Annotated in this window: 21 protein-coding genes; 15 read left to right on the top strand and 6 right to left on the bottom strand. The window is 57.7% G+C overall.

What is annotated here, in order from left to right; genetic code table 11:
• Nucleotides 1-141: 141 nt before the first annotated feature.
• The 5 genes from ACR0JG_RS15005 to ACR0JG_RS14985 all read left to right on the top strand — a co-directional run bounded on the left by ACR0JG_RS15005 (nucleotide 142) and on the right by ACR0JG_RS14985 (nucleotide 5440).
• Nucleotides 142-2277 (top strand): malate synthase G, encoded by a 2136-nt coding sequence (locus ACR0JG_RS15005; RefSeq protein ID WP_480570771.1) that lies wholly within the window; start codon nucleotides 142-144, stop codon nucleotides 2275-2277.
• Between the two features lie 81 nt (nucleotides 2278-2358).
• Nucleotides 2359-2784: a heme-binding protein gene (locus ACR0JG_RS15000; RefSeq protein ID WP_170424166.1), complete on the top strand. Its 426-nt coding sequence runs from the start codon at nucleotides 2359-2361 to the stop codon at nucleotides 2782-2784.
• 134 nt (nucleotides 2785-2918) lie between these two features.
• Nucleotides 2919-3698, top strand: a complete 780-nt coding sequence (locus tag ACR0JG_RS14995; protein ID WP_170397133.1) for a gamma-glutamyl-gamma-aminobutyrate hydrolase family protein — start codon at nucleotides 2919-2921, stop codon at nucleotides 3696-3698.
• Between the two features lie 404 nt (nucleotides 3699-4102).
• Nucleotides 4103-4528 (top strand): hypothetical protein, encoded by a 426-nt coding sequence (locus tag ACR0JG_RS14990; protein WP_480570769.1) that lies wholly within the window; start codon nucleotides 4103-4105, stop codon nucleotides 4526-4528.
• Nucleotides 4529-4564: 36 nt separating this feature from the next.
• The gene (locus ACR0JG_RS14985) at nucleotides 4565-5440 is read left to right on the top strand and encodes an autotransporter outer membrane beta-barrel domain-containing protein (protein WP_480570766.1); all 876 of its coding nucleotides are present in this window, start codon (nucleotides 4565-4567) and stop codon (nucleotides 5438-5440) included.
• Nucleotides 5441-5491: 51 nt separating this feature from the next.
• Here ACR0JG_RS14985 and ACR0JG_RS14980 read toward each other — a convergent pair whose 3' ends face one another.
• Nucleotides 5492-7732, bottom strand: coding sequence for a xanthine dehydrogenase family protein molybdopterin-binding subunit (locus tag ACR0JG_RS14980; RefSeq protein ID WP_480570763.1), 2241 nt, complete (start codon nucleotides 7730-7732; stop codon nucleotides 5492-5494).
• A gap of 3 nt (nucleotides 7733-7735) precedes the next feature.
• Nucleotides 7736-8200, bottom strand: coding sequence for a (2Fe-2S)-binding protein (locus ACR0JG_RS14975; protein ID WP_480570760.1), 465 nt, complete (start codon nucleotides 8198-8200; stop codon nucleotides 7736-7738).
• Between the two features lie 99 nt (nucleotides 8201-8299).
• Between ACR0JG_RS14975 and ACR0JG_RS14970 the strand changes: the two genes are divergently transcribed.
• A complete protein-coding gene (locus ACR0JG_RS14970; protein ID WP_480570757.1) occupies nucleotides 8300-8878 on the top strand; it encodes a TetR/AcrR family transcriptional regulator in 579 nt (192 codons plus the stop codon).
• On the opposite strand, the gene kynU is transcribed toward ACR0JG_RS14970, so the two are convergent.
• Nucleotides 8871-10064, bottom strand: coding sequence for a kynureninase (kynU, locus tag ACR0JG_RS14965; RefSeq protein ID WP_480570754.1), 1194 nt, complete (start codon nucleotides 10062-10064; stop codon nucleotides 8871-8873). The two genes, ACR0JG_RS14970 and kynU, sit on opposite strands and share 8 nt — an antisense overlap.
• Nucleotides 10065-10260: 196 nt before the next feature.
• Between kynU and ACR0JG_RS14960 the strand changes: the two genes are divergently transcribed.
• The 6 genes from ACR0JG_RS14960 (at nucleotide 10261) to ACR0JG_RS14935 (ending at nucleotide 16989) form a co-directional block, all read left to right on the top strand.
• The gene (locus ACR0JG_RS14960) at nucleotides 10261-10710 is read left to right on the top strand and encodes a methyltransferase family protein (RefSeq protein ID WP_480570751.1); all 450 of its coding nucleotides are present in this window, start codon (nucleotides 10261-10263) and stop codon (nucleotides 10708-10710) included.
• 132 nt (nucleotides 10711-10842) lie between these two features.
• Entirely contained in the window at nucleotides 10843-12414 is a 1572-nt protein-coding gene (locus tag ACR0JG_RS14955) for a Re/Si-specific NAD(P)(+) transhydrogenase subunit alpha (RefSeq protein WP_480570748.1), read from the top strand.
• Nucleotides 12415-12427: 13 nt separating this feature from the next.
• Nucleotides 12428-13882 (top strand): NAD(P)(+) transhydrogenase (Re/Si-specific) subunit beta, encoded by a 1455-nt coding sequence (locus ACR0JG_RS14950; protein WP_170397117.1) that lies wholly within the window; start codon nucleotides 12428-12430, stop codon nucleotides 13880-13882.
• 159 nt (nucleotides 13883-14041) lie between these two features.
• The gene (locus ACR0JG_RS14945) at nucleotides 14042-14398 is read left to right on the top strand and encodes a VOC family protein (protein WP_480570745.1); all 357 of its coding nucleotides are present in this window, start codon (nucleotides 14042-14044) and stop codon (nucleotides 14396-14398) included.
• A 107-nt stretch (nucleotides 14399-14505) separates the two neighbouring features.
• Nucleotides 14506-15783, top strand: a complete 1278-nt coding sequence (locus ACR0JG_RS14940; protein WP_170404096.1) for a DUF3422 family protein — start codon at nucleotides 14506-14508, stop codon at nucleotides 15781-15783.
• Between the two features lie 69 nt (nucleotides 15784-15852).
• A complete protein-coding gene (locus tag ACR0JG_RS14935) occupies nucleotides 15853-16989 on the top strand; it encodes an MFS transporter (RefSeq protein ID WP_170397111.1) in 1137 nt (378 codons plus the stop codon).
• 6 nt (nucleotides 16990-16995) lie between these two features.
• Here the strand turns inward: ACR0JG_RS14935 and ACR0JG_RS14930 are convergent, their stop codons facing one another.
• The 3 genes from ACR0JG_RS14930 to ACR0JG_RS14920 all read right to left on the bottom strand — a co-directional run bounded on the left by ACR0JG_RS14930 (nucleotide 16996) and on the right by ACR0JG_RS14920 (nucleotide 20777).
• Nucleotides 16996-17976 carry an ABC transporter permease gene (locus ACR0JG_RS14930; protein ID WP_170397109.1) on the bottom strand — a complete coding sequence of 327 codons (981 nt, stop codon included), beginning with the start codon at nucleotides 17974-17976 and terminating at the stop codon, nucleotides 16996-16998.
• The gene (locus ACR0JG_RS14925) at nucleotides 17969-18976 is read right to left on the bottom strand and encodes an ABC transporter permease (RefSeq protein WP_170397107.1); all 1008 of its coding nucleotides are present in this window, start codon (nucleotides 18974-18976) and stop codon (nucleotides 17969-17971) included. The genes ACR0JG_RS14930 and ACR0JG_RS14925 overlap by 8 nt, the downstream gene beginning before the upstream one ends.
• 94 nt (nucleotides 18977-19070) lie before the next feature.
• A complete protein-coding gene (locus ACR0JG_RS14920; protein WP_170397105.1) occupies nucleotides 19071-20777 on the bottom strand; it encodes a peptide ABC transporter substrate-binding protein in 1707 nt (568 codons plus the stop codon).
• A 285-nt stretch (nucleotides 20778-21062) separates the two neighbouring features.
• On the opposite strand from ACR0JG_RS14920, the gene ACR0JG_RS14915 reads away from it, so the two are divergent.
• The 3 genes from ACR0JG_RS14915 to ACR0JG_RS14905 are packed head-to-tail and all read left to right on the top strand — an operon-like array spanning nucleotide 21063 to nucleotide 25244.
• On the top strand, nucleotides 21063-22883 hold the full coding sequence (locus ACR0JG_RS14915; protein WP_170397103.1) for an ABC transporter ATP-binding protein: 1821 nt from the start codon (nucleotides 21063-21065) through the stop codon (nucleotides 22881-22883).
• Between the two features lie 5 nt (nucleotides 22884-22888).
• Nucleotides 22889-24055 (top strand): acetylornithine deacetylase, encoded by a 1167-nt coding sequence (gene argE, locus ACR0JG_RS14910; RefSeq protein WP_480570742.1) that lies wholly within the window; start codon nucleotides 22889-22891, stop codon nucleotides 24053-24055.
• 22 nt (nucleotides 24056-24077) lie between these two features.
• Complete coding sequence (locus tag ACR0JG_RS14905) at nucleotides 24078-25244, top strand: M20 aminoacylase family protein (RefSeq protein ID WP_170424149.1); 1167 nt, start codon at nucleotides 24078-24080, stop codon at nucleotides 25242-25244.

Below are 25244 nucleotides of genomic sequence, written 5' to 3'. Positions count from 1 at the left end.
ATGTGCCATTGCCGCTGTTCATTTGAGACGGTTCGCGCTGGGTCAAATGCCCCTCATGTCGGGACAGAAGTTGCCTATCGGAAACGAACGCCCTAATTGAGGAGCGCATACAATGGCACACAATCGTAGGGGATTCGGAATATGAGCAGCAGAGAGACCCGCAACGGGCTGCAGATTGACCCGGTTCTGGTGGATTTCATCGAACAGAAGGCGCTGCCGGGCACGGAAGTTTCGGCAATTGATTTCTGGGCGGGTCTGGCGCGCTTGGCCAATGAGCTTGGGCCGAAAAACCGGGCGCTGCTGGACAAGCGGGCTGACATTCAGGGCCGGATCGATGGCTGGCACGCGGCGCGGCGGGGGTTGCCCATTGACGCGGCTGAATATCAGTCTTTTCTGCGTGAGATTGGGTATCTGGTAGAGGAAGGCGACGATTTCGAGATCGAGACAGCCAATGTCGACCCTGAAATCGCGCTAATCCCCGGACCGCAATTGGTAGTGCCGATCACCAACGCGCGCTTTGCGTTGAATGCCGCAAATGCGCGCTGGGGCAGTTTATATGATGCGCTTTATGGAACAGATGCGTTAGGCGATCTGCCGACAGGCAAGGCTTATGACGCCGGGCGCGGTGCGCGGGTCATCGCCTGGGCCAAGGCGTTCCTGGATGAGGCTGTGCCGCTATCCGAAGGGTCCTGGGCGGAGGTCTCCGGGTTAAGCGTTAAGGACGGTGCGCTGATGCCGAAGCTCGCCGACCCGTCTCAGTTCGCAGGCTACGCTGGCGCAGCTGAAGCACCGGAGTTTGTACTGCTGCGCAACAACGGGTTGCACATTCAAGTCAAGATTGATGCGCATAGCACAATTGGCGCCACCGATCCTGCAGGTATTTCTGATGTCCGTTTGGAATCCGCGCTTTCGACCATCATGGATTGCGAGGATTCTGTTGCTTGTGTCGACGCGACCGACAAGGTGTTGGCCTATGGAAACTGGCTTGGCTTGATGGCCGGCAACCTGACCGAAGAGGTTACGAAAGGCGGCACAACCTTCACGCGCAAGCTTGCTGGGGATTTGGCCTACATGGCTCCGAATGGCACGCCAGCCACTCTGAAAGGTCGGTCGCTGATGCTGGTGCGAAATGTGGGCCATCTAATGACGAACCCCGCAGTGCTGGATGCCGAAGGGCGCGAGATTGGTGAAGGTTTGATGGACGCGCTCTGCACAACGCTGATCGCCATGCATGACCTGAAGCGCGAGGGCGGGAACTCGGTCAAGGGGTCGGTCTATGTGGTCAAACCCAAGATGCACGGGCCCGAGGAGGTGGCGTTTTCGGTCGAGATTTTCGACATGGTCGAGGACATCCTGGGCCTGCCGCGCAATACGGTGAAGCTGGGCATTATGGATGAAGAGCGGCGCACATCGGCCAACCTCAAGGAATGCATCCGGGCCGCAAAATCGCGCGTGGCCTTTATCAATACCGGATTCCTGGATCGGACGGGGGATGAGATTCATACTTCTATGGAAGCAGGCCCGATGCTGCCGAAGGGCGATATCAAGGATACGCCATGGATTGCGTCTTACGAGGATCGCAATGTGGATATCGGACTGGTCTGCGGCCTGAAAGGCAGAGCGCAAATTGGCAAGGGTATGTGGGCCATGCCCGATCGGATGGCGGACATGCTGGCGACCAAGATCGGCCACCCGCAATCCGGTGCAACCTGCGCCTGGGTGCCGTCACCTACTGCGGCAACGCTTCATGCAACCCACTATCACAAGATCGATGTGTTGGCGCGCCAGGATGAATTGGCTGCTGATGGGGCTCGTGGTACGTTGAATGATCTGCTGACCATACCTCTGCTGGGCGGTCGTAATCTCAGCGCTGGTGAGATCACCCGTGAGATCGAAAACAACGCACAAGGAATCTTGGGTTATGTTGTGCGCTGGATTGATCAGGGTGTTGGCTGCTCGAAAGTTCCGGATATCAACGACATAGGACTGATGGAGGACCGCGCGACCTGTCGGATTTCTTCGCAGGCGCTGGCCAACTGGTTGCATCACGATGTGGTCAGTCAGGAACAGGTGATGGCGGCGATGCAGAAAATGGCCGCGGTAGTGGACCGTCAGAACGAAGGAGACCCGGCCTACAGGCCCATGGCACCGGGTTTTGACGGGGTGGCGTTTCAGGCGGCTTGTGATCTGGTGTTCCGGGGGCGGGTGCAGCCCTCGGGTTATACCGAGCCTGTGCTGCACGCCCGTCGCCTGGAACTGAAGGCAAGTTTGAGCTAGGGGCAACGGCAGGTACGAGGGGGCTGTCTGCCCCCTCGTGCTCCCCCGAAGGTATTTTTGGCCAGATGAAAAGGATCGGGCATGAACATTTCATTGCGCAAAGCGCGGACCATCATTCGGAAAGCTCTGGAAAAAGGGCGCGAGATGGAGCTGAAACCGCTCTCGGTTGTTGTCCTGGACGCCGGCGGTCACGTGATCGCGTTCGAACGCGAAGACGGTGCTGCGCCGGGGCGTTTTGCTATCGCACATGGTAAGGCCTACGGATCGGTAATGCTGGGTATGGCGGGGACCGCGCAGATGCAGCGGGCCGAAGGGCAGGCCTATTTCATGGCGGCCGTGAACGGGGTTTATGGCGGTCAGGTTGTTCCGGTTCCTGGCGGTGTGCTGCTGCGTGACCGCAAGGGCGCGGTGATCGGTGCCGTGGGTGTAACCGGCGACACTTCGGATAATGACGCAGCGGCCGCGTTGGCAGGTATCGAAGCCGCTGGGTTGACGGGCGAGATCTGACCCCTACGCCGAACTTCATCGGGGATGTGCGTCGCTGAACACGCGCTTGCGCTACCATGCAGGGTCTGTGCCGTTGCGCGCGGCCAAACCTGCCGATAGGTTTTGCAGGAAATGAGCGATACAAGGGACTTGGAATGGCGCGCCCCGTCGTTGGAATAATCGGCAACTCTTATCTGATGAATGATCAGTATCCGACCCATGCGGGCGGAACGATGAATTCCGAGGCGGTCTCGAACGTGTCTGACTGTCTGCCGCTACTGATCCCCGCCGACCCGCGTTATGTTGCGGTTGATGAGTTGCTCGAGGTTTGCGACGGCTTCCTGTTGACAGGCGGCCGTCCGAACGTTCACCCCGAAGAATATGGCGAGCCCGCAACCGAGGCGCATGGTGAGTTTGACCGCGCGCGGGATGCGATCACGCTGCCTCTGATCCGGGCCTGTGCTGAGCGGGGCCAGCCGTTCTTTGGGATTTGTCGCGGGTTTCAAGAAGTAAACGTCGCCTTGGGTGGTACGCTCTACCCTGAGATTCGTGACCTCCCGGGGCGTCAGAACCACCGGATGCCACCCGACGGCACTTTGGAGGAGAAGTTTGCTCTGCGTCATGTCGTGTCGCTAACCGAAGGTGGTGTGTTCCACCGCCTGCTGGGCGCGGCCGAAGTGATGACCAATACGTTACACGGACAAGGGATCAAGACGCTGGGCGAGAATGTGGTGATCGATGGCCACGCGCCTGATGGCACGCCCGAGGCGATCTATGTCGAGGATGCCCCCGGCTTTACCCTTTCAGTCCAATGGCACCCTGAATGGGACGCGGCGAATGACCCGGTCTCGCGGCCATTGTTCAAGGAATTTGGTCGCGCCGTATACGATTGGAAAAACGCGAAAACGGTCGGGGCGATCCGGCAGTCTGCTTAGTCACGCTAATCTGTCGATGGATCGTTCTAAGGTTTGCCGGCAACATTCGAATAAAAAGATAATTGGATATCTTCCCTGAACCGCGAATTTGCGCCGAGATACCTTTGGCAATATTCAAATCTGACTGGGTTCGGAGCAGTTCATGCACAGCTTTTCAGGAAAGTACCCTCACGGTTTAAGAGAATTCGTTCCTGCGGCACTTTTTTTTGGCGGTCCTGGGAACTGCTGGGCATGCGCAACAATGCAGCTCGGCCGGAGACTTGCTTTACATCGGGCGAACACCTGACTCTTCATCCTCATTGTGGTTATCGCAGACGGAAAGCGGTGCTTTTCGTCTGGAAGCTGCACAGGGCAACACGACCGTTGATACCTGGAGCCGATCTCGGCCTGGAGTTCATCTAAGCTTGTCTCCCTTCGTATCTAATGGATCAGGGGGCGTTCATCGTCTGTTCAAACGCGGAGGGGCACCAAATGGGCGCGACTGTCTGATCGATACGCAAAACCAAAAAAGAGATTGGACGCTGCCGGGTTGGGGTGGTGGCAATGGTGGCGGCGGGGGAGGAAACGGAGGCGGCTCGGGTGGATCCGGCGGTGGCTCTGGCGGTGGCTCTGGGGGCGGCGGCTCGGGTGGATCAGGTGGCGGATTCGGAGGCGGGGGCGGCTTTGGAGGCGGCGGTTCCGGGGGTGGCTTCGGCGGTGGCGGCGGCTCGGGCGGATCCGGTGGTGGCTCTGGTGGCGGATCCGGTGGTGGCTCTGGTGGCGGTTCCGGAGGGTCGGGCGGTGGAATTGGCAACATAGGCGAGACAGGTCGACCCGTTAATCCGCTCTAAGTAAGTGGGCGACCTTCGGGCGATGACCAAGCCTGCGTGGCGGATGCGACGGGTAAGCTTGACCCTGCCTTGTGCGATCCGGTTGTCGGCCCTCCGCTGACGGAGGGGCGCGAGTTTGGGCCAGGATCTGTTTGGAATGTATGGACCAATTTCACCTACACAGACATTGAAGACACCCGTGGAAACAGCGAACTGGATGTGAACGACAGCTTTTTCGAAATTGGGATCGACCGTCTTGTCCAAGAAAACCTCGTGCTTGGTTTGCAGCTTGAATACGAAAACACTCAGCTGGACGGCTTTCAGGGGCAGTTTTCTCAGGATACTTCGGGATTCGCGATCGGACCCTATTTCGCCTGGCGGATGTCTGAGAGGTGGGTTCTAAACGGTCTCGCCACGATCGGTCGCTTCTCCACGGATGTGGATGTGCTGGAGCTGAGCGGTGATTTTGATCGCACCCGTTGGCGCGCGAATCTCGAGGCAATCGGACAATATGAGGCTGGAGCTTACTTAATTCGTCCGTCGATCTCGTTTGATTACTATCATTACAGTGCCGAGGACTACGATCTCACCGGGACGTATATGGGAAATCCAGCCGAGTTTATTGGTGAAATCCAAGAAGCAAAATACAGTGCCCTAACGCCGGAGGTCGAAGTAAGTCGTCCGTTCTTCAATGGCAGCTCTGTCATTTCACCTTATGCATCGCTCAGCGCGACCTATTGGTTTGAACGCGAGAACTTAGGGGGTGGAACAGTTGCAAACACTGACAATGATGTTGTTTGGTCAACCCGTTTGGGTGTGAGAGGACGCACAAGCAAGACGGTGTTTCTGGAGGCTTCAATCGGATATCTCGACATGTTCGAAAGTGATTTTGAAGCGACGGAAGCTGCAATCTTTCTTTCTGTCAACTTCTAAGGCCATCAGAAAGAGCGAGCGCCGACCCATAGCCGGGTCGGCGCAAATTGATCATACGAGCAAGTCGAACTGCTTGTTCAGCGGCAAGCTGCGCGCGCGTTGGCCGGTCAGGTCGAACAGCGCGTTGCCCAAAGCGGGCATCGACGGCGGTGTCCCCGGTTCACCGACACCGCCCAGATGTTTGTTGGTCTCGAGTATCCGGACTTCCGTGATCGGTGTGCTTTGCATCCTTAACGCATCATAATCCGGGAAATTATACTGTTCGACCTCACCATCGGCAAAGGTGATCTCTTCTTGAACGGCGGCAGACAATCCGTAGATCATGCCGCCGATCATCTGCGCCTCGACCGTCGCCGGATCCAAAGCCAAGCCGACATCGCAGGCGATCCAGGCCTTGTTGATGCGGATGGTGCCGTCTTCGTCCACCACTTCGATGACCTGTGCGACAGGGGTGCCAAAGCTGTAGGCCATTGCCACACCACGTCCGACACCATCGGGGGTTTTGCCGGTCCAGCCTGACATCTCTTTCACGGCCTCCAGGCACCCCGCAGCCGGGGCGAACTCGGACCTTGCCAACTCCAGCCGGAACTCCAGCGGGTCGCGCCCGGCGGCATGGGCCATTTCATCCAGGAAGGTCTCGTGGAAGAAGGCATTGTGGCTGTTGCCGACCGAGCGCCAGAAACCAACCGGTACAGCCAAATCGGCAACGTGACCACTCATTCTGTAGTTCGGCACCGCGTAGGGCTGGTTGAAAAAGCCTTCGACCAGAACCTTGTCGGGGCCGCCGCCAGAGAAACCCGTCACACGTTCGACCGCTTGGTGGGTCGGGGATTGCGAAGCAACCTTACCGTCGATCAGAACGGCCTTGCCATCCTTCACTGCCCCCCGCATGCGCGCCATCGCGCCGGGGCGGTAGAAATCGTGACGCATATCCTCTTCGCGGCTCCACGTCGTTTGCACAGGGGTGCCTGGAATGGCCATGGCGACCTTTGTGGCGATCTCGCCGAAATCCAACTCGCCCCGGCGTCCGAAACCGCCGCCCAGATAGGTGGTGTGAATCTCAACCGCTTCGGTATCTAGACCGGCGGTGTTGGCTGCGCGGATCTGGATCAGGGTCGGGGCCTGATTGCCGCACCACAGGTCCAGCTTGTTACTGGTATAGAGCGCCGTGGCGTTCATCGGTTCCATTGTGGCGTGGGCCAGATAGGGCACGGTATATTCTGCCGTAATCTCGGTGGCACCTTCAGGAAGCGTTTCGACATCGCCTTCATCGCGCATGGTCGAGTTCGGGGCGTCATCAAACGCCTTGGCAATTTGCGCGAATACCGCATCAGTATCGGGCGGATAGGGGGCATCGCCCCAATCCACGTCAATCGCCTCGACCGCCTGCATGGCAAGCCAAGTGTTGTTGGCAATCACCGCGACGCCCGTGCCCAGATCGACGATCTTTTCAACGCCGGGCATGGCTTCTGCAGCACTGGCGTCAAAGCCGTTCATTGCCCCGCCCAGCTTGGGGTTCATGCGGACCGAGGCGAATTTCAGGCCCTCTGGCCTTACATCGATGCCAAAGGTGGCGGTGCCGGTGGATTTGCCCGGAATGTCGACGCGGGGCAGGGATTTGCCGATCAAACGCCATTCGGACGGATCACGCAGGGAAACCTCGGGCGGTTCGATCTGGCCTGCGGCCTCGGCCAGTTCGCTATAGGGAATGCGCGTGCCATCCGGGGCAACCACAGCACCATTTTCGGTCATGAGTTGATCGCGATCGACCCCCAGTTGGTCCGCGGCAGCCTGCTTCAAGGTTTCTCGCGCAGTAGCGCCGGCCATCCGCATCCGTTCGAACCCGTCTTTCATCGAGGTTGAGCCGCCGGTAACCTGCAGGCTTAACGTTTTGCCCAGAACACCCAGTGCCTCACCCAGATTGTGCTGGAAATCCGAGATGTCATAGCCCTTGCCTGGCAGGCTTTCCCCCATAAGAGCATGGTTGTAATAGGCGGCAGCAGCAGGTCCGTGCAGCACACGGATTTCGTCCAGCTCAACATCCAGCTCCTCGGCGATCAGTGCTGCCCAGGTGGTCATAACGCCCTGACCCATTTCAGCGCGGGGGGCGAACAGGGTCACGCCCCGCTGGTCGATCAGAACAAAGGGGCTAAGCGCGGTTTCCCCGTCACGCGGTTTCAGCGGGTTCGCAGCTGGACGCGTGACGTAGTAGGCGCCGAAGGCCACTCCACCTACGATGGCGGCAGATCCGATCAGGAATGTGCGGCGAACGATTTTACCGATACGTCCCATGGCTCAAGCCTCCTTCAACTTGGCAGCGGCATCATGGATGGCCGCGCGGATGCGAGGATAGGTGCCACAGCGGCAAAGGTTGCCTTGCATCGCATCGTCGATGTCTTCGTCCGTTGGGGCCGGGTTTTCAGCCAGTAGCGATGCGGCCTGCATGATCTGGCCCGACTGGCAGTAACCACATTGCGCCACTTGGTGATCAACCCAGGCCTTCTGGATCGTTGCCATGGCTTCAGGCGTGCCAAGCCCCTCGATCGTGGTGACATCACCCCAAACATCCGAGAGCGCTACCTGGCAGGACCGCACGGCCTCACCATCAATATGAACGGTGCAGGCACCGCAGGCAGCCACACCACAGCCGAACTTGGTACCGGTTAGTCCAACCTCATCACGCAGAACCCATAACAAGGGCACATCATCAGGCAGATCAACCTGATGGGTCTTTCCGTTGATCTTAAGGGCCGTCGCCATGGCGCACCTCTCTTAGCTTTGGCTGGTTTCTGACATAATTAATGAAATGTGTCATCTTGTCAATTGACAAAATGAACAAGAAGTGTCAGAGGTTCTCGCATGACGAGCGTAAGTGAAGATTCCAAGACAGCGGCCATTCTGAAATCGGCATTTCAGGCCTTTGCGACCTATGGGTTTAAGAAAACTTCGATGGATGACATTGCCAAAGGGGCAGGGATGTCCCGGCCTGCGGTCTATCTGCATTTCAAGAATAAAGAGGCCATCGTTCGCGAACTGACGCAGTTTTATTATGGCGAGAAAGTCACCCTAGTCGCTGAAGCCTTGGCCAGCGAAGGTCCTTTGCCTCAGATCCTCGCGCAGGCGATCGAGGCGCAATCAAGCGGGATGGCTGAAATTTTGGCCTCACCTCATGGGCTTGAAATGCTGGACGCGACCAAATCCATGTCGACGGATATCGTTCAGGAGGGTGAGGCCAAATTGACGCGACTTTACGCCGAATGGTTACGGCGCGAGGATGCGGCAGGTCGCGCCCATTTGCCTGTCGGCCCCGATGAGGCCGCAAAGACAATCACCACATCGCTGAAGGGTGTCAAGATGACAGCCTCCAGCGCTGAAGAGTTTGAGCAGGGTATCTCGCAATTGGCCACGCTTTTGGGCGCGGCGCTTGAGGTCAGGTGACGCGCTGACGGATTTTGTATTCCGGTTTGTCCCACAGCTTGTTGGTTATGATATCGGCCAGAATTTGGGCGGCCTGTTCTACATCCCCTTCATCGACATATAGCGGTGTAAAGCCAAACCGCATGATATCGGGCGCTCGGAAATCGCCGATCACGCCACGTGCGATCAAAGCCTGCATGGCAGCGTAACCTTCATCAAAATGAAACGATACTTGACTTCCGCGCTGGGCTGGATCGCGGGGGCTTGCGAGTGTCAATCCCGGGCAGGTAGCCTCAACCCGGGTAATGAACAATTCGGTCAATTCGATTGACTTGGCGCGCACATCGGCCATTTCAGCCATGTCCCAGATATCCATCGCTGCCGACAGCGCTGCCATCTGAATGACCGGAGGGGTTCCGACCCGCATCCTCTCGATTCCCGCGCCGGGGCGATAGTCGAGATCGAAAGCAAAGGGGGCTTCATGCCCCAACCAGCCCGAAAGCGCCGGGCGCACGCGATCCGACAGACGCGGAGCGACATAGACGAACGCTGGCGCACCGGGACCGCCATTGAGGTACTTATACGTGCAGCCAACAGCGAAATCCGCGTTGCAACCGGACAGATCGACCGGGATTGCCCCCGCAGAATGGGCAAGGTCCCAGACGGTCACGACACCGTTCGCATGGGCCAGTTCGGTCAAAGCCTTCATGTCATGCATACGGCCGGAGCGATAATCGACCTCGGTCAGCATCAGAACGGCGACCTCTTCGGTGATATGTGCAGCGACGTTTTCGGGATCGACCACGCGCAGTTCGTAATCCGTCCCCAGTGATCGCAACAGCCCATCTGCCATGTAAAGATCCGACGGGAAGTTGCCGTTGTCCGACAGGACCAGCTTGCGGGTCGGGTTCAGTTCCAGCGCTGAGGCGACCGCCTGATAAACCTTGATCGACAGAGTATCGCCCACCACGACGCTGCCGGGCTCTGCCCCGACCAGCCGTCCGATCCGATCCCCCAGGCCGGTCGGCATACCCATCCACCCGGCATTGTTCCAGCCGGTGATCAGCAACTGACCCCATTCGTCCTTCATCATGCTTCCTACACGGTCACCGGCTGATTTCGGCAACGGGCCCAGAGAGTTACCGTCGAGATAAAGAACGCCCTCGGGCAGGTGAAACATGGATTTGGTTTTGGCGAAATCGGTCATGGCGAGGCTTTGTCTTTCTGAAACAGTCAGGTTGTAACTGGCTATCTGATCCCGTTGTGTCTGTCTATTGGTGCGGGTTGTCCAGCGCCCTGGGTCGATGCGACACCCTGCGCTTTTGCCAATGCGGTCAGAAAACGATAGGAGAGCGATCAGAAGCGACATCTGCCACCATGTGTCGCCGCGTGAAGGGACAGCCATGCGCCTAATCGACATACCACCTGTTTGGCTTGTGGGCTTTGCCTTGCTCGCCTGGGTCCAGGCCCGCGTGTTGCCGCTGGGGTTGTCTCTGGATGGGGCGGTGACAGATCTGCTCAGCGGCATACTGATCGGTGGCGGTATCATTCTGGCCGTGATGGCGGTGATCGAGTTCCGCCGGCACAAAACCACGGTCTTTCCGCACGAAATACCCTCGACCATGGTGCAGACTGGGATTTACAAGCGCAGCCGCAATCCAATCTATGTGGGTGATGTGTTGATCCTGACCGGGTTGATCCTGCGTTTTGACGCGGTGTTGTCGCTGGTGCTGATCCCGATTTTTGTCTGGGTGCTGGAACGCCGCTTTATCATACCCGAGGAAGACCGTCTGCGCCGCACATTCCGCGCCGATTTCGCCCAGTATGAACGCAAGACAAGACGATGGATATAAGGGTGTGGTCATCATGACACAGCGTTATAATTGCTGCGCTTGCGAAATAATCTTGCGCAGGATACATGTCTGCTTGTCATTCTATGCTGAACACCCACCTGGCCTGAATCAAAAATTAGGGGGAACCGACTGGTGAAAATTGGGACGCCAAAGGAAACGTACAAGGGCGAGAACCGGGTCGCGATGACTCCGGACTCGGCTTTGCAGTTGCAGAAACTGGGCTATGAGTGCCTGATCGAAAAGGGCGCAGGCGCTGCTGCGGGGTTTTCGGACGCCGCTTATGAAGCCGCAGGCGTTGAGGTCATGAAGACCGCCGCCTCGCTTTGGAAGGCGGCGGATATTATTGCCAAGGTGCGTCAGCCCGATGCCACCGAACTTAAGCGTCTGACCAAGGATAAGACCCTGATTTCCTTCTTTAACCCGGCTGGAAATGAAGATGGGATGGAGGCCGCCAAATCCAAGGGCGCGACCGTGATCGCGATGGAGATGGTCCCGCGTATCTCGCGCGCGCAGAAGATGGACGCGCTGTCTTCGATGGCCAATATCGCCGGGTACCGTGCTGTGATCGAGGCAGGCAACAACTTTGGCCGTTTCTTCACCGGTCAGGTGACGGCGGCCGGTAAGGTGCCGCCTGCCAAGGTGCTGATCGTTGGTGCTGGTGTGGCTGGTCTGGCCGCGATTGGGACCTCAACCTCGCTGGGTGCGATCACCTATGCGTTCGACGTGCGCCCCGAAGTGGCCGAGCAGGTCGAATCCATGGGGGCTGAGTTCGTCTATCTGGATTTTGAGGAAGAACAGCAGGACGGTGCATCGACTGGCGGCTACGCATCGGTCCAGTCGGAAGAATTCCGCAACGCCCAGCTTGCCAAGTTCCGGGAACTGGCACCCGAGATGGACATCGTCATCACCACGGCGCTGATCCCCAACCGTGAGGCACCTGAGCTTTGGACCAAAGATATGGTCGAAAGCATGAAGCCGGGTTCGGTCATCGTTGACCTTGCAGCGGAAAAGGGCGGTAACTGTAAACTGACGGTGCCGGATGAGAAGATCGTGACCGACAATGGCGTGACCATTATCGGCTATACCGACTTCCCCAGCCGGATGGCGGCGCAGTCATCGTCTCTTTACGCGACCAATATCCGTCACATGATGGCTGACCTGACACCCGAGAAGGACGGCAAGGTCAATCACGACATGGAAGATGACGTGATCCGTGGCGCGACTGTGACCCATGAAGGCGAGATCACCTTCCCGCCACCTCCGCCCAAGGTGCAGGCGATTGCGGCACAGCCTAAGGCCGAGGTCAAGGAACTGACACCGGAAGAGAAAAGGGCGCAGGAAATCGCGGCCTTCAAAGCGCAGACCAAGCAACAGTTCACGTTGCTGGGCGTCGGCGGTGCGTTGATGTTGCTGGTGGGGTTGATCGCTCCGGCCAGCTTCATGCAGCATTTCATCGTCTTTGTGCTGGCGATCTTTGTGGGCTTCCAGGTGATCTGGAATGTGAGCCACAGCCTGCACACACCACTGATGGCGATCACCAACGCGATCTCGTCGATCATTATCGTTGGAGCCTTGATGCAGATCGGATCGGGGTCGTTCCTGGTCATTCTGCTGGCGGCGCTGTCAGTCTTCATGGCCGGAATCAACATCTTCGGCGGCTTCCTCGTAACCCGGCGCATGCTCGCCATGTTCCAGAAATCTTAAGGAGGCCGGGCACATGGAATTTGGCTTCACTACTGCCGCCTATGTCGTTGCGGCTGTCCTTTTCATCCTGTCTCTAGGTGGATTGTCGAACCAGGAAAGCGCCAAGCGGGCGGTCTGGTATGGCATTGTTGGTATGGCGCTGGCGGTTTTTGCCACGCTGGTTGGTCCGGGTTCAGGCCTGTGGCTGCTGTCGTTGCTGCTGATCGCGGGCGGTGGTCTGATCGGTCAGTACGTGGCGCAACGCGTGCAGATGACCGAGATGCCGCAGCTTGTGGCCGCGATGCATTCGCTGGTGGGTCTCGCGGCTGTGTTCGTGGGATTCAATGCCCATTTCGAGATCGGCAATGTGGCGCAAGTCATGGCGATTGCTGACAGCGCGTCTCAGGCGGACCTGTCCGATCTGGGGGCGTTCGCCAAGCTGATCGCGAAGAAGACCGCGGCCGAACTGGCGATCCTGCATGTTGAGCTGTTCCTCGGTATCTTCATCGGTGCGATCACCTTTACTGGATCGGTCGTGGCTTATGGCAAGTTGGCGGGCAAGGTGACCTCGGCGGCGACCAAGCTTCCGGGCGGTCATGCTCTGAACGCGGGTGCGGCTGCTTTGTCGTTCATCTGCCTGATCTGGTACACCAATTCGGGCGGTTTCTTCCCGCTGTTCCTGATGACGCTGGCAGCGCTGTTCATCGGCTATCACCTGATCATGGGCATCGGCGGGGCCGACATGCCGGTGGTTGTATCTATGCTGAACAGCTATTCGGGTTGGGCGGCTGCGGCCATCGGCTTCTCGCTAGGCAACGACCTGCTGATCGTGGTTGGTGCATTGGTGGGCTCGTCTGGTGCAATCCTGTCCTACATCATGTGTAAGGCGATGAACCGTCACTTTGTCAGCGTAATTCTGGGCGGCTTTGGTGGCCCGCAGGGCGAACAGATGGCTGTTGAGGGTGAACAGATCGCCATCGAGGCAGATGGTGTCGCGGCGGCGCTGAATGATGCAGATAGTATCGTCATCATTCCCGGCTATGGCATGGCCGTGGCGCAGGCGCAGCAATCGGTGTCCGAGCTGGTTCGCAAGCTGCGCGCCAAGGGCAAGAACGTGCGCTTTGCGATCCACCCCGTTGCCGGTCGTCTGCCGGGCCACATGAACGTGCTGCTGGCCGAGGCGAAGGTACCGTATGACATTGTTCTGGAGATGGACGAGATCAACGACGACTTCCCGGATACAGATGTGGCCATCGTTATCGGTTCGAACGATATCGTGAACCCAGCGGCGCAGGAAGACCCGAACAGCCCGATCGCCGGGATGCCGGTGTTGGAATGCTGGAAAGCCAAGCAGGTGTTTGTGTCCAAGCGTGGTCAGGGCACCGGCTATTCGGGCATCGAGAACCCGCTGTTCTTCAAGGAGAACACCCGCATGTTCTATGGCGACGCCAAGGCTTCGCTCGACAAGCTGCTGCCCATGATCGATTGATCAGAAGGGACAATCTGATTGCAAAGGGCGCCTGAGGGCGCCCTTTTCTTTTGTGATGAGATGGGGGCTTGCCTCCAACCCCCTCAAGGATTTTTAGCGATATGAAGCAAGCGGGCAGTGTTAAACTTGGCGAGTGTTCGGGATAGTCGGAGGCAGACCATGCAGAAGGTAAATGGAATTGGCGGGATATTCTTTCGGGCCCGTGATCCGCAGGCGTTGAGTGCTTGGTATGAGAAGCATTTGGGCGTCAATCACTACGATCCTGTGCCCTGGAAGCAGCGGGAAGGATATACGGTGTTCGCACCCTTTGCGCAGGACACCGAGTATTTTGGCCGCTCCGAGCAGCAATGGATGATCAATTTTCGAGTTGATGACCTGAGCGCGTTGATCGACCAACTAAAGATCGCCGGAATCACCGTCGAGACGAACCCGGAGTGGGACAGCGAGCTCGGGAAATTCGCCCGCATCCACGATCCTGAAGGCAATCCCATCGAGCTATGGGAGCCGAATCAATAAGATAGCGGGATTGTATACCGTTGTATCCTTGTAAGTAATTGAAATAAATAAACAATTGATGTTGTGTCGGTCTGCCTTATAGTGCCGGTGATACACCGGAGCCTTACATGACGCCCATAGACAATCATCCGCTTCGCTATACGCTGGCCAATGAACTGCATGCACGCCCATTTCCGGTTGCACCTTTACCCAGCACGGTTGTGTTTCTGGCGATCAAAAAGCCCAAAGAAGCGGTTACGCGCGATCGTGGCGAGGATATGGCCCACCTGATCAATCTGCTGGATCGCCACGGCGCGCAGCACCCTCAGCCAGAAGCCACTCACTACGCGGGTCAGATCGGGCGTCATTGGCTGAAATGGGAACAACATACCGAGTTTGTGACCTATACCGCGATCACTCCGAACGTCAGTGAACGTGCATTCAATCCGGCAGACTTTGAGGTGTTTCCGCCAGATTGGTTGATGGCGAGCCCGGGGCAGCGCGTGACATCGGCCTTAATTCGCGTCGTCGAGTACGAGGGGGATGAGGCGGCAAAGGCTTCGCTGGCTCAGTGGTTCGAGCCGGAAAGCCTTGCGGTGGCGCGGGTGCTGGATGATGCTGCGATCTGCGCTTGTGATTTCCGAATTGATCCGGCGGGGCATATGCGGCTTGCGATGTTTGTCAAGAAAGGCACCGGGCGGCGTCGGACCGGGCGGATCGTTCAGCGGTTGTGCGAGATTGAGACCTACAAGGCAATGTCGATGCTGGGATTTGCGAGGGTCAAGCAACTGATGCCGCGCATCGGCGAACTGGATGGTCAATTGACCCGCCTGATGGGGCAGATGTCCGACGAAACAGCCCATCCGGACGAATTGTTGCCGGATCTTCTGTCTACCTCGATCGAGCTTGAGACACTTTCGGCACGGTGTTCTTTTCGGTTCGGCGCAACGGGTGCCTATGAGGCGATTGTCAATCAGCGCATCGAGGTGTTGCGTGAACAAAGATTCAATGGACGTCAGAGTTTTGCCGATTTCATGATGCGTCGTTATGACCCCGCGATGCGGACGGTGAAATCAACCGAGCGACGTTTGCAGGCCTTGTCCGACAGGGCTATTCGCGCCGGCGACCTGTTGCGTACCCGTGTCGATGTCGAACGCAGCGCTCAAAATCAGGCTCTGCTGGAAAGTATGGACCGGCGTGCTGATCTGGCCCTTAGATTGCAGCACACAGTCGAGGGATTATCTGTGGTGGCGATCAGCTACTATGCGGTGTCTCTGGTCAGCTACTTGCTCTACCCACTGACGCAGGCCGGGATTAGCAAAGGGATGCTGACGGCAATTGTGACCGTGCCTGTCATCCTTGCCGTTTGGTTCGGGGTGCGCCAGATCCGGAAGCGAATTGAATAAGCGGTCTATGCCGGGCGACGAATGATCTGTAGAACGGGTGGCGTTTGGCAGATTTTATGAGGATTCCCTGTGATCGGTATTGTTGCGGCGTGGCGGGCTGTGGCCGCCATGTTTATCCTGAACGGTGCGCTGTTCGGCATCTGGGCATCGCGCATACCTGCGGTTCGGGACAGGCTGGATCTGACGCACGAGGCGCTAGGGCTTGGTTTGCTGTTCATGGCTGCAGGGGCCGTGTGTTCGTTTCCGATCACAGGCCGTTTGACCGACAAGTTTGGGGCGGTGGCGATCACGCGGGTTATCGCGGTTCTCTACACCTTTTCCCTGATTCTTTTGGCTCTCGCCGGCGGGTTCTGGTCGCTTGCGGCGTTTCTGTTTGTGTTCGGAGCTTTCCATGGCTCGATGGATGTTGCGATGAACGCCTGGGCGGCGGAGGTTGAACAGGCCTATGACAAACCGGTCATGTCGTCCTTTCACGCGATGTGGAGCCTTGGAGCCGGGCTGGGGGCGCTCAGCGGATACGGTGCCGTACAGATGGGGCTGTCGGTGTTGCAACATTTTCTGCTAGCGGGTGGCGTTGTCGTCGCGCTTGCGCTTGTTTTGTCTTGGGTACGCTGGACTTCGAAACGATCGGCTTCGAAACCTGGATCGGTGTTCGCCTTGCCATCGGGTGCCCTGATCCTTGTGGGTTTCACAGCGCTGTGCGGCGCTTTGGGCGAAGGGGCTGTTGCGGATTGGAGTGCGATCTTCCTGCGCGATGTCACCGGTGCGGCTGAGAGTATCGCGGCGTTGGGCTATGCGGTCTTCTCGGTCACGATGGTTGCGTTCCGGCTTGCGGGCGGGGTGGTGATCGCGCGTTTCGGGCCTGTTGCAACAGCACGATTTGGCGGCGTTTGCGCCGCGCTGGGCGTGTTTGGCGTAGTATCGGCGGGAGGGGCAGGATTGGCTTTGGCAGGTTTTGCTCTGATGGGAGTGGGCTATGCGGTAATCATGCCTCTGGCCTTTAGCCGTGCGGCCAACGACCCGCATGTCCCGCCCGGACAGGCGATCGCAAGCGTCGCGACTTTGGGATACGGAGGGTTGTTGATCGGGCCGCCTCTGATCGGATTTCTGGCCGAGTTGATGACGCTGAGATTTGCCTTTGCAGTTCTTTTACCGCTGGCCGTTCTTATCATCGTATTGGCCGGCGCGCTGAAGCGCGCCGACTAAGTTCGCTTATCGTCCGCGAATACGTGGATCCAGCGCATCGCGCAGGCCGTCACCCAGATAATTTACACTGAGGACGGTTAGTGAGATCGCCAGTCCGGGCCAGAACACGCGCTCGGGGTATTGCTGCAGATAGTCGACGCCATCGAAGAGCAGCCGACCCCATGTCGGGAAGTCCGGCGGAAATCCGAGGCCGAGGAAGGAAAGCGCGCTTTCGGTGATGATCGCAGTTGCAATCCCCAGCGTGGCCGACACCATGATCGGAGACAGAACATTCGGCAGGATGTGCCGGGTGATGATCTGGCCATTGCTGGTGCCGATGGACCGGGCGGCCAGAACGAACTCACGCTCTTTGATCGCCAGCACATCGCCGCGCACGATCCGCGCTGTGGGCATCCATGAGGTGATGCCGATGGCGCAGACGATCAGGATGAAGATTCCACGTTCTAACCCGAAGGCAGCAGATAGCGGCTCGCGGAAGAGCAGCATCATGACCAGCAGCAGCGGTAGCAACGGCAAGGCCAAGAACAGATCCGTCAGGCGCATCAGTGGGCCATCCAGCCGCTTGAAAAACCCGGCCAGAACACCGATGAACGAGCCCAGAAACAGCGCCAACAGCATCGCGGTGATGCCGACTGACACCGATGTCTGACCGCCTGACATCATGCGAGCTAGGATATCGCGGCCCAACTGGTCGGTGCCAAAGGGATGCGCCCAACTGGGGCCCTGATTGCGCGAACGGATGTCGATCTGAGTGGGGTCGATGCTCCATAAGTATGGTCCCAGATAGACGCCTGCGACGATGAAGATGAACAGAATCGCTCCGATCATCGCGCCTTTGTGGGTCTTGAACTGATCCCAGACATCGCGCCATTGGCTCCGCGGTGGGGTGGCCAGTTCTTCCATCACATCGGTGGTTGGCAGCGCTGTCGAGGCGGGCGCAAGCCCTTCGTCCGGGACCAGTGTATCGGTACGATCATGATCAGTCATAACGAATCCTCGGGTCCAGAATGCCATAGAGAACGTCGGCGATCAGATTGAACAGGACGATCAGCACGGCAAAGATGAAGGTCAGGGTTTGGACCATCGGCAGGTCGTTGGCCTGAATGGCACCGATCAGCAACTGGCCGATGCCGTTCACTTTGAACACCTGCTCGGTAATGATCGCTCCGCCGAAGATGGCCGGAATACCAAGCGCGATAACGGTGACCACAGGGATCATCGAGTTGCGCAGGACGTGGACCATGACGACCGTGTATTCGCTGAGGCCCTTGGCGCGGGCAGTGCGGACATAATCCTGATTAAGGTTGTCCAGCATCGAGGCGCGCATGAATCGGCTGAGCTGCGCGGTGATCTGCAGAGCCAGGACCATGACCGGCATGATCATCTGTTTCAGTTGTACAACAAAGCTGTCCCAGCTGTTGACCACATGGGTAGTGTCATAGATCGACGGGAACCACCCAAGCTGGACTGAGAAGATCACGATCACCAATACGCCCGAGAAGAACGGCGGTACCGAGAAGCCGACCATCGACACGAATGTGCCCATTTGGTCGAACCAGGAATACTGGCGATAGGCCGAATAGATGCCGATGGGCAGGGCGATCAGGATGGCGACCACATAAGCGGTGCCGACAACCCACAGGGTCTGCGGGATGCGCTGAACGACGATGTCCATGACGGGTGAGCGGGTCTGCCACGAAATCACGCGCAGGTCACCTTCGGAGAAGGTTGTACCAAAGATCGAGTCGACCAGAACCTGCGGTTCGATCCAGAAGAACTGCACGATCCATTTCCAGAACCGGATATGCATCGGCTGACCGAGGCCCAGTGCCTCGCGCATCTTCTCTTTGACTTCGGGGGGGACGGTAAGTGGAACCTGCGCCATCGGATCGCCGGGTGCGAGTTCGAGGAGCAGGAAGATGACGAGGCTGATGAACAGTAGCGTGGGAACGGCCAGCACCAGTCGTCTGATGGTAAAGTTGAGCATTAAGAGGCGCCTTTATATGCGTCTTCTTGTTGGAGTGGTCTGCAAATGACCGCGCCCCGATATGGGTCGGGGCGCGGTTTTGCAAGATTAACGCTTAGGAACCGGTCTTGCGGTACCAGTCCGCAATGTTCCACAGCTCGCTGTCCCAAACGTTCAGGACAACGCCACCCAGCGTATTGGCGTGTGCCGACAGACGACCACGGTGCACCAGCGGGATCATTCCGCCATTTTCAACCATGATGTCGTTCAGCTGACGCGCGATCTGCGCGCGCTCATCCGCACCTGCGGTTTCGGCCAGTTTGCCATGCAGCTTGTCGAACTCTTCGTTGCAGAAACGGCTGATGTTCTCGCCCTGCCACTGGCTTTCAGGCTTGGGTGCCTTGTCGCACAGGCCGTTGCCCAGATAGGACTGCGGGTCAGTGCCGTTGAAGGTGTTGGCATACATTTCAACGTCGGCATAGAACTTCTGGAAGGTGTCAGGCGAACCCGGATCACCACCAAAGAAGACCGAAGCATTGATGTTGCGCAGCTCAGTTTCGATACCGATTTGGCTCCACCATTCTTTGATCAGCGCCTGGAAGTCCTGGCGAACTGCGTTGGTAGAGGTCTGATAGACAATCTTCAGCGGTACACCGTCTTTTTCACGGATGCCATCGCCATCGGAATCAACGATACCCGCGTCATCCAGAAGCTTCTTGGCACCTTCGATATCTTGAGTATCGCAGCTGAATGTGTCGGAATTCACCGCGGCAGGCGCAGGTACCCAGTTGCAGGTAACCTTACCGGCCTGACCGTAGCCGATTTCAACCAGCAGCGGCCGGTCGATGGCCAGCGACATGGCCTTGTAAACAGCAGGGTCCTGCAGGAACGGGTGCGGATGCGTTGCAGTCGAACGCTCGCCCTCCGGCAGATCTGGCGACGGGTTGGTCTGGTTCAGCATGATGCGTTCCACCAGCGGGCCGAAGCCTGCGACCGGAGTACCTTTGCCGCCTTCCTGCATCTGCGCGATCACTTCAGGCGCAAGCTGCAAGTTCCAGGCATAGTCAAATTCGCCGGTTTCCATGACCGCACGACCAGCAGCAGTTGCATCGCCACCGCCTTTGAATGTCACCGTTGCGAACGCAGGCTTTGCCGGGTCACGGTAGTTATCATTGGCCTTGAAAGTGATCACGTCATTTGGCTTGAACTCGGTGACAACAAACGGGCCTGTGCCGATCGGGTTAAAGTTCTGCTCGGTGCATTCGGGCGCTTTGGCTCCCATGCAATCCGCGAACTGTGCCGCCTGGATGATCGGGCTCTCACCACCCACGAACGGGCCGTAAGGGAACGGGGTCGGCGCATCGAATGTGACTTTGACGGTCAGATCATCGACAGCTTCGACATTGGTGACACCTTCAAATTTGGTCACCTGCGCACAACCGCCTTCTGGGTCCATGCAATAGTTTGCAGTGAACACTACATCAGCGGAGGTGAAAGGTGTGCCGTCTGACCAGGTGATTCCCGGCGCGATTTTCCAAGTGATCGAGGTCAGGTCTTCGCTGACGCCACCATTTGCAACTGTCGGAATTTCGGATGCCAGGAACGGAACCATTTCGCCATCTTGATTGTACCGGGCGAGCGGCTCAATCACTAGCGACGCGGATTCCACATCCTTGGTGCCACCCGAAAGGAACGGGTTCAGGATCGATGGGGCTTGCCAGTAAATGATGCTGACATTGCCGTCCGATCCACGCTCGGCCATGGCCATCGGGGCCATTGCCGTGCTTGCAATCGCACCAAGCAAAAGGGTTTTGATTTTCATCATACACTCCATGTTGGACACATACGTGTCTCGATTATCTCCGCGATGCCCGCGGGTTAGGCGTGGCCGTCAAAAGGGATAAGGATTTGGAATCAAACGGAAACGACTGTATCGCCTTCGTGTATTCAGACCTCTCCCCAGAACGGTTACGCGGCGTATCGAAACAGAGTTTTGGAAAATTGCAAGCCTTGCCTTGCGAAATTTGACCTATCGGTTTGACTTTTCACATCTGCCCGCCTTAGCGTTTGGCACCCAATCCGAAAAGCCGCCAAGGGGAGAGCGCGCGTGCTGGATCAGCCAATTGCCCAGATCAAAAAACTGCGGGTCGAATTTCAAACTAAAGATGGCCCGGTGGTGGGCGTCGAGGACGTCTCGTTCGAGGTTAACCCAGGCGAAACCGTCTGTATCGTGGGCGAATCGGGGTCGGGCAAATCAGTCTCATCTCTATCGCTGATGCGCTTGGTCGAGTTCGGCGGCGGTGAAATTGCTGGCGGACAACTGCTTTTCGATCGCCGCGGCGGCGAGGAAATGGATCTGTCCCACGCCGATCAAGATCTGATGAAGCAGATTCGCGGAAATGAGATCGGAATGATCTTTCAGGAGCCGATGACGGCCTTGAACCCGGTTTTCACCGTCGGACGGCAGCTCACCGAAGGATTGCGAATCCACAAGGACATGAACAAAGCGCAGGCCGAAGAGCGCGCGCTGGAACTATTGCGTCAGGTGCGCATCCCCGAGCCCGAGCGACGTTTGAAGCAATATCCGCATGAACTGTCCGGTGGCATGCGCCAGCGTGTGGTGATCGCCATGGCCATGGCGTGTGAGCCACGCCTGTTGATTGCGGATGAACCCACTACTGCATTGGATGTGACCATCCAGGCCGAGATTCTGGCGCTGATGGACCGCCTGAAGCGCGAGACCGGTACGGCAGTAATGTTTATCACCCATGACATGGCTGTCGTCGCGCAGATGGCGGACCGGGTGGTGGTCATGTTCCGTGGCAACAAGGTCGAGGAAGGCACCGTCAAAGAAATCTTCGAAAACCCGCAGCACGATTACACCAAGGCTCTGCTGGCGGCGGTTCCGAAATTGGGCGAGATGCAGGGCAAAGCCGCGCCCGAGCCAATGAAACTGCTGGGTGAGGAAGGCCAGAAGATCGCTCCGATCCCGGGTACGAACGAAGTGTTGCTGACGGTCAAGAACCTGACCACGCGATTTGCGGTGAAAGGCGGATTGCTGCGCCGGACCATCTCGAACGTGCATGCAGTCGAAGATGTCTCGTTCACGCTGAACCGGGGGCAGACTCTCAGCCTCGTTGGCGAATCTGGGTGTGGCAAGTCGTCGGCAGGGCGCTCGATCCTGCGATTGGTGGAGCCGATGGCGGGTGAGGTTGATCTGGACGGTGTCGACATCATGAAGCTGGACCAGGCCGGCCTGCGCAAAGCGCGGCTGGACATGCAGATGATCTTTCAGGATCCGTTCGCCTCGCTGAACCCTCAGATGCAGTTGGTTGATCAGGTCGCTGAACCGATGCGGAACTATGGGGTTGCGTCGGGGTCAGAACTGCAGGACCGCGTGGCGCAACTGTTCGACAAGGTGCAACTGCCGCGCAGCTTCATGCGCCGCTTCCCGCATGAGATGTCGGGTGGTCAGCGGCAACGGATTGCAATTGCGCGAGCACTGGCGCTGAATCCCAAGCTAATCATCGCGGATGAGGCCGTTTCGGCGCTGGACGTCTCGGTTCAGGCGCAGGTGCTGAACCTGATGATGGAGCTGCAATCGGAACTTGGCCTAAGCTATCTGTTCATCAGCCATGACATGGCGGTGGTCGAGAGGGTCAGTCACCATGTCGGTGTGATGTATCTGGGCCGCATTGTCGAACTGGGCCCGCGTGCTCGGGTATTTGAGAACCCACAGCACCCTTATACGCAGGCACTGATGAAGGCGGTACCAATTGCCGACCCGAACAAGCGCAAGTCGGAAAAAGACTTGAACTTCAAACCGATCCCGTCGCCAATTCATCCGATTGGATACGCGCCCGAACCCTCGCAATACAACGAGGTTGAACCGGGCCATTTTGTTTTGACCACTGACAGCGGATATTGACCCTCATGGCTGAGCGCCTGTCTCCGCTAGAGATCATGACTAAGCTGATCTCATTCCCGACTGTCAGTCGCGATACGAATTTACCGCTGGTGGATTGGGTCGAGGCGTATCTGCAAAGCCACGGGATCGAACCGCATCGTTGGCCTGATCCGGATCAGCCGCATAAGGCGGCTCTGTTCGCGCATGTCGGCCCGTGGGAAGAGGGCGCGATTGTCCTATCAGGTCACACTGATGTTGTTCCCATCGATGGTCAGCCCTGGGATACCGATCCTTTCGTTGTGACCGAGAAAGACGGCAAATACTTCGGTCGCGGTACTTGCGACATGAAGGGGTTCGACGCTCTGGCGATTTGGGCTTTGGTCGAGGCACATCATTCAGGTATCAAACGTCCGCTTCAACTGGCGCTGAGCTTTGATGAAGAGGTCGGATGCACCGGCGCGCCGCCAATGATCGCTCGCATGCAGGACGTATTACCCAAGGGCTCGGCTGTGATTGTGGGTGAACCTTCGATGATGCAGGCCGTTACTGGCCATAAGGGCGGGTTCGGCTATGACACTCATATCGTTGGCTTTGAGGTGCATAGCTCGATCATGCATACGGGTGTCAACGCAATTATGGAGGCCGCGCCGCTGATCAATTGGGCCAACCAGCGCAATGCCGAGAGCATGGCGGCACAACCTTCGGATATTGCAGCGGTCTTCGACCCCCCTTGGACAACCTGCCACGTGGGAATGATTGAAGGCGGAACCGCGCATAATATCACCGCCAAAGACTGTCGCTTTATGATGGATTTCCGCACCGTTCCGGACGATAAAAAATCGGTCTGGCAGAAGGCCTATTTCGATAAGGTTCGTGAGATCGAGGCGCGGATGCAAGCGGTTCATCCCGACGCCCGGATCGAGCTGTCCGAGCATTTTTCGATCCCAGGTCTTGTGCCTGAAGAAGATGGCGAGGCCGAGACGCTGGTGCGCGCGCTCACCGGTGACAATGCGACACATGTGGTAAGCTATGGCACTGAGGCGGGGCAGTTTCAGGAAGCCGGTTATTCCGCTGTTATCTGCGGCCCAGGTGATATCGCGCAGGCCCATCAGCCGAATGAGTTCATTACGATTTCTCAATTCAACGCAGGTCAAAAATTTATGGAGCGTCTGGTAAAGAGGCTCTGCGAATAACATCTCAAAGGAGAGGTTAAAGATGCCCGTCAAGAACCGGCTCGCCGAAATGCATGGCGAGATCACCAAATGGCGTCGTCACCTGCATATGCATCCCGAGCTGATGTATGATGTTGAGGAAACGGCAGGGTTTGTGGTCGACCGACTGAAGGAGTTCGGTGTGGATGAGATCACGCCCGGCATCGGCAAGACTGGCGTGGTTGCCGTCATCAAGGGACGTCAGGATACGCTAGGCCGTGTTATCGGGCTGCGTGCCGACATGGATGCGCTGCCCATAGAAGAGGCGACGGGACTGGACTATGCTTCGACCGTTTCTGGTAAGATGCATGCCTGTGGTCATGACGGTCATACCTCGATGCTGTTGGGCGCCGCGCAGTATCTGGCCGAGACGAGGAATTTTGACGGTACCGTTGTGTTGATTTTCCAGCCTGCCGAAGAAGGCGGGGCAGGTGGTCTGGCCATGTGTCAGGACGGGCTGATGGAGCGCTGGGGTATTCAAGAAGTCTATGGCATGCACAACATGCCTGGGATGCCGGTTGGTGAGTTTGCCATTCGACCAGGCGCATTGCTGGCTTCTTCGGATGAATTCGAAATTGTTGTAACGGGTAAAGGCGGTCATGCTGCCGCCCCGCATGAGGCGGTAGATACAACGCTGATTGCGTCGCACATTGTTGTAGCTTTGCAATCAGTGGTGTCGCGTACCGTGGACCCTATCAAAAGGGTGGTGCTGACCGTCGGGACATTTGAAACCGATAGTGTGGCCTCGAATGTGATTGCCCATACGGTGCGGTTGCGGGGAACTGTTCGCACACTTGACCCAGAATATCGAAAGGTCGCTGAAGAACGCGTGCGCCGGATCGCCGAGGACACTGCCTCGGCCTTTGGAGCTTCGGCTAAGATGACGTGGACACCGGGCTATCCGGTGACGGTGAATTCGGACGATGAAACCATCTATGCTGCTGAGGCCGCGCAGGCCGTGGCAGGCAAGGTCAATGACAGCACCGATCCAATCATGCCGTCAGAAGATTTTGCTTACATGCTTGAAGAACGGCCCGGAGCCTACATCTTTATCGGGAACGGGGACACGGCCATGTGCCATCACCCGGAATACAACTTCGACGACGACGCCATTCCCGCCGGTTGCAGCTGGTTTGCCGAGCTGGTGGAACGACGATTACCCGTCGCCTGA

This window comes from Ruegeria sp. AD5 (assembly GCF_056542345.1).
The sequence above is the reverse complement of the archived record's forward strand: the minus strand, read 5'-3'. Positions and strand labels throughout refer to the sequence as shown.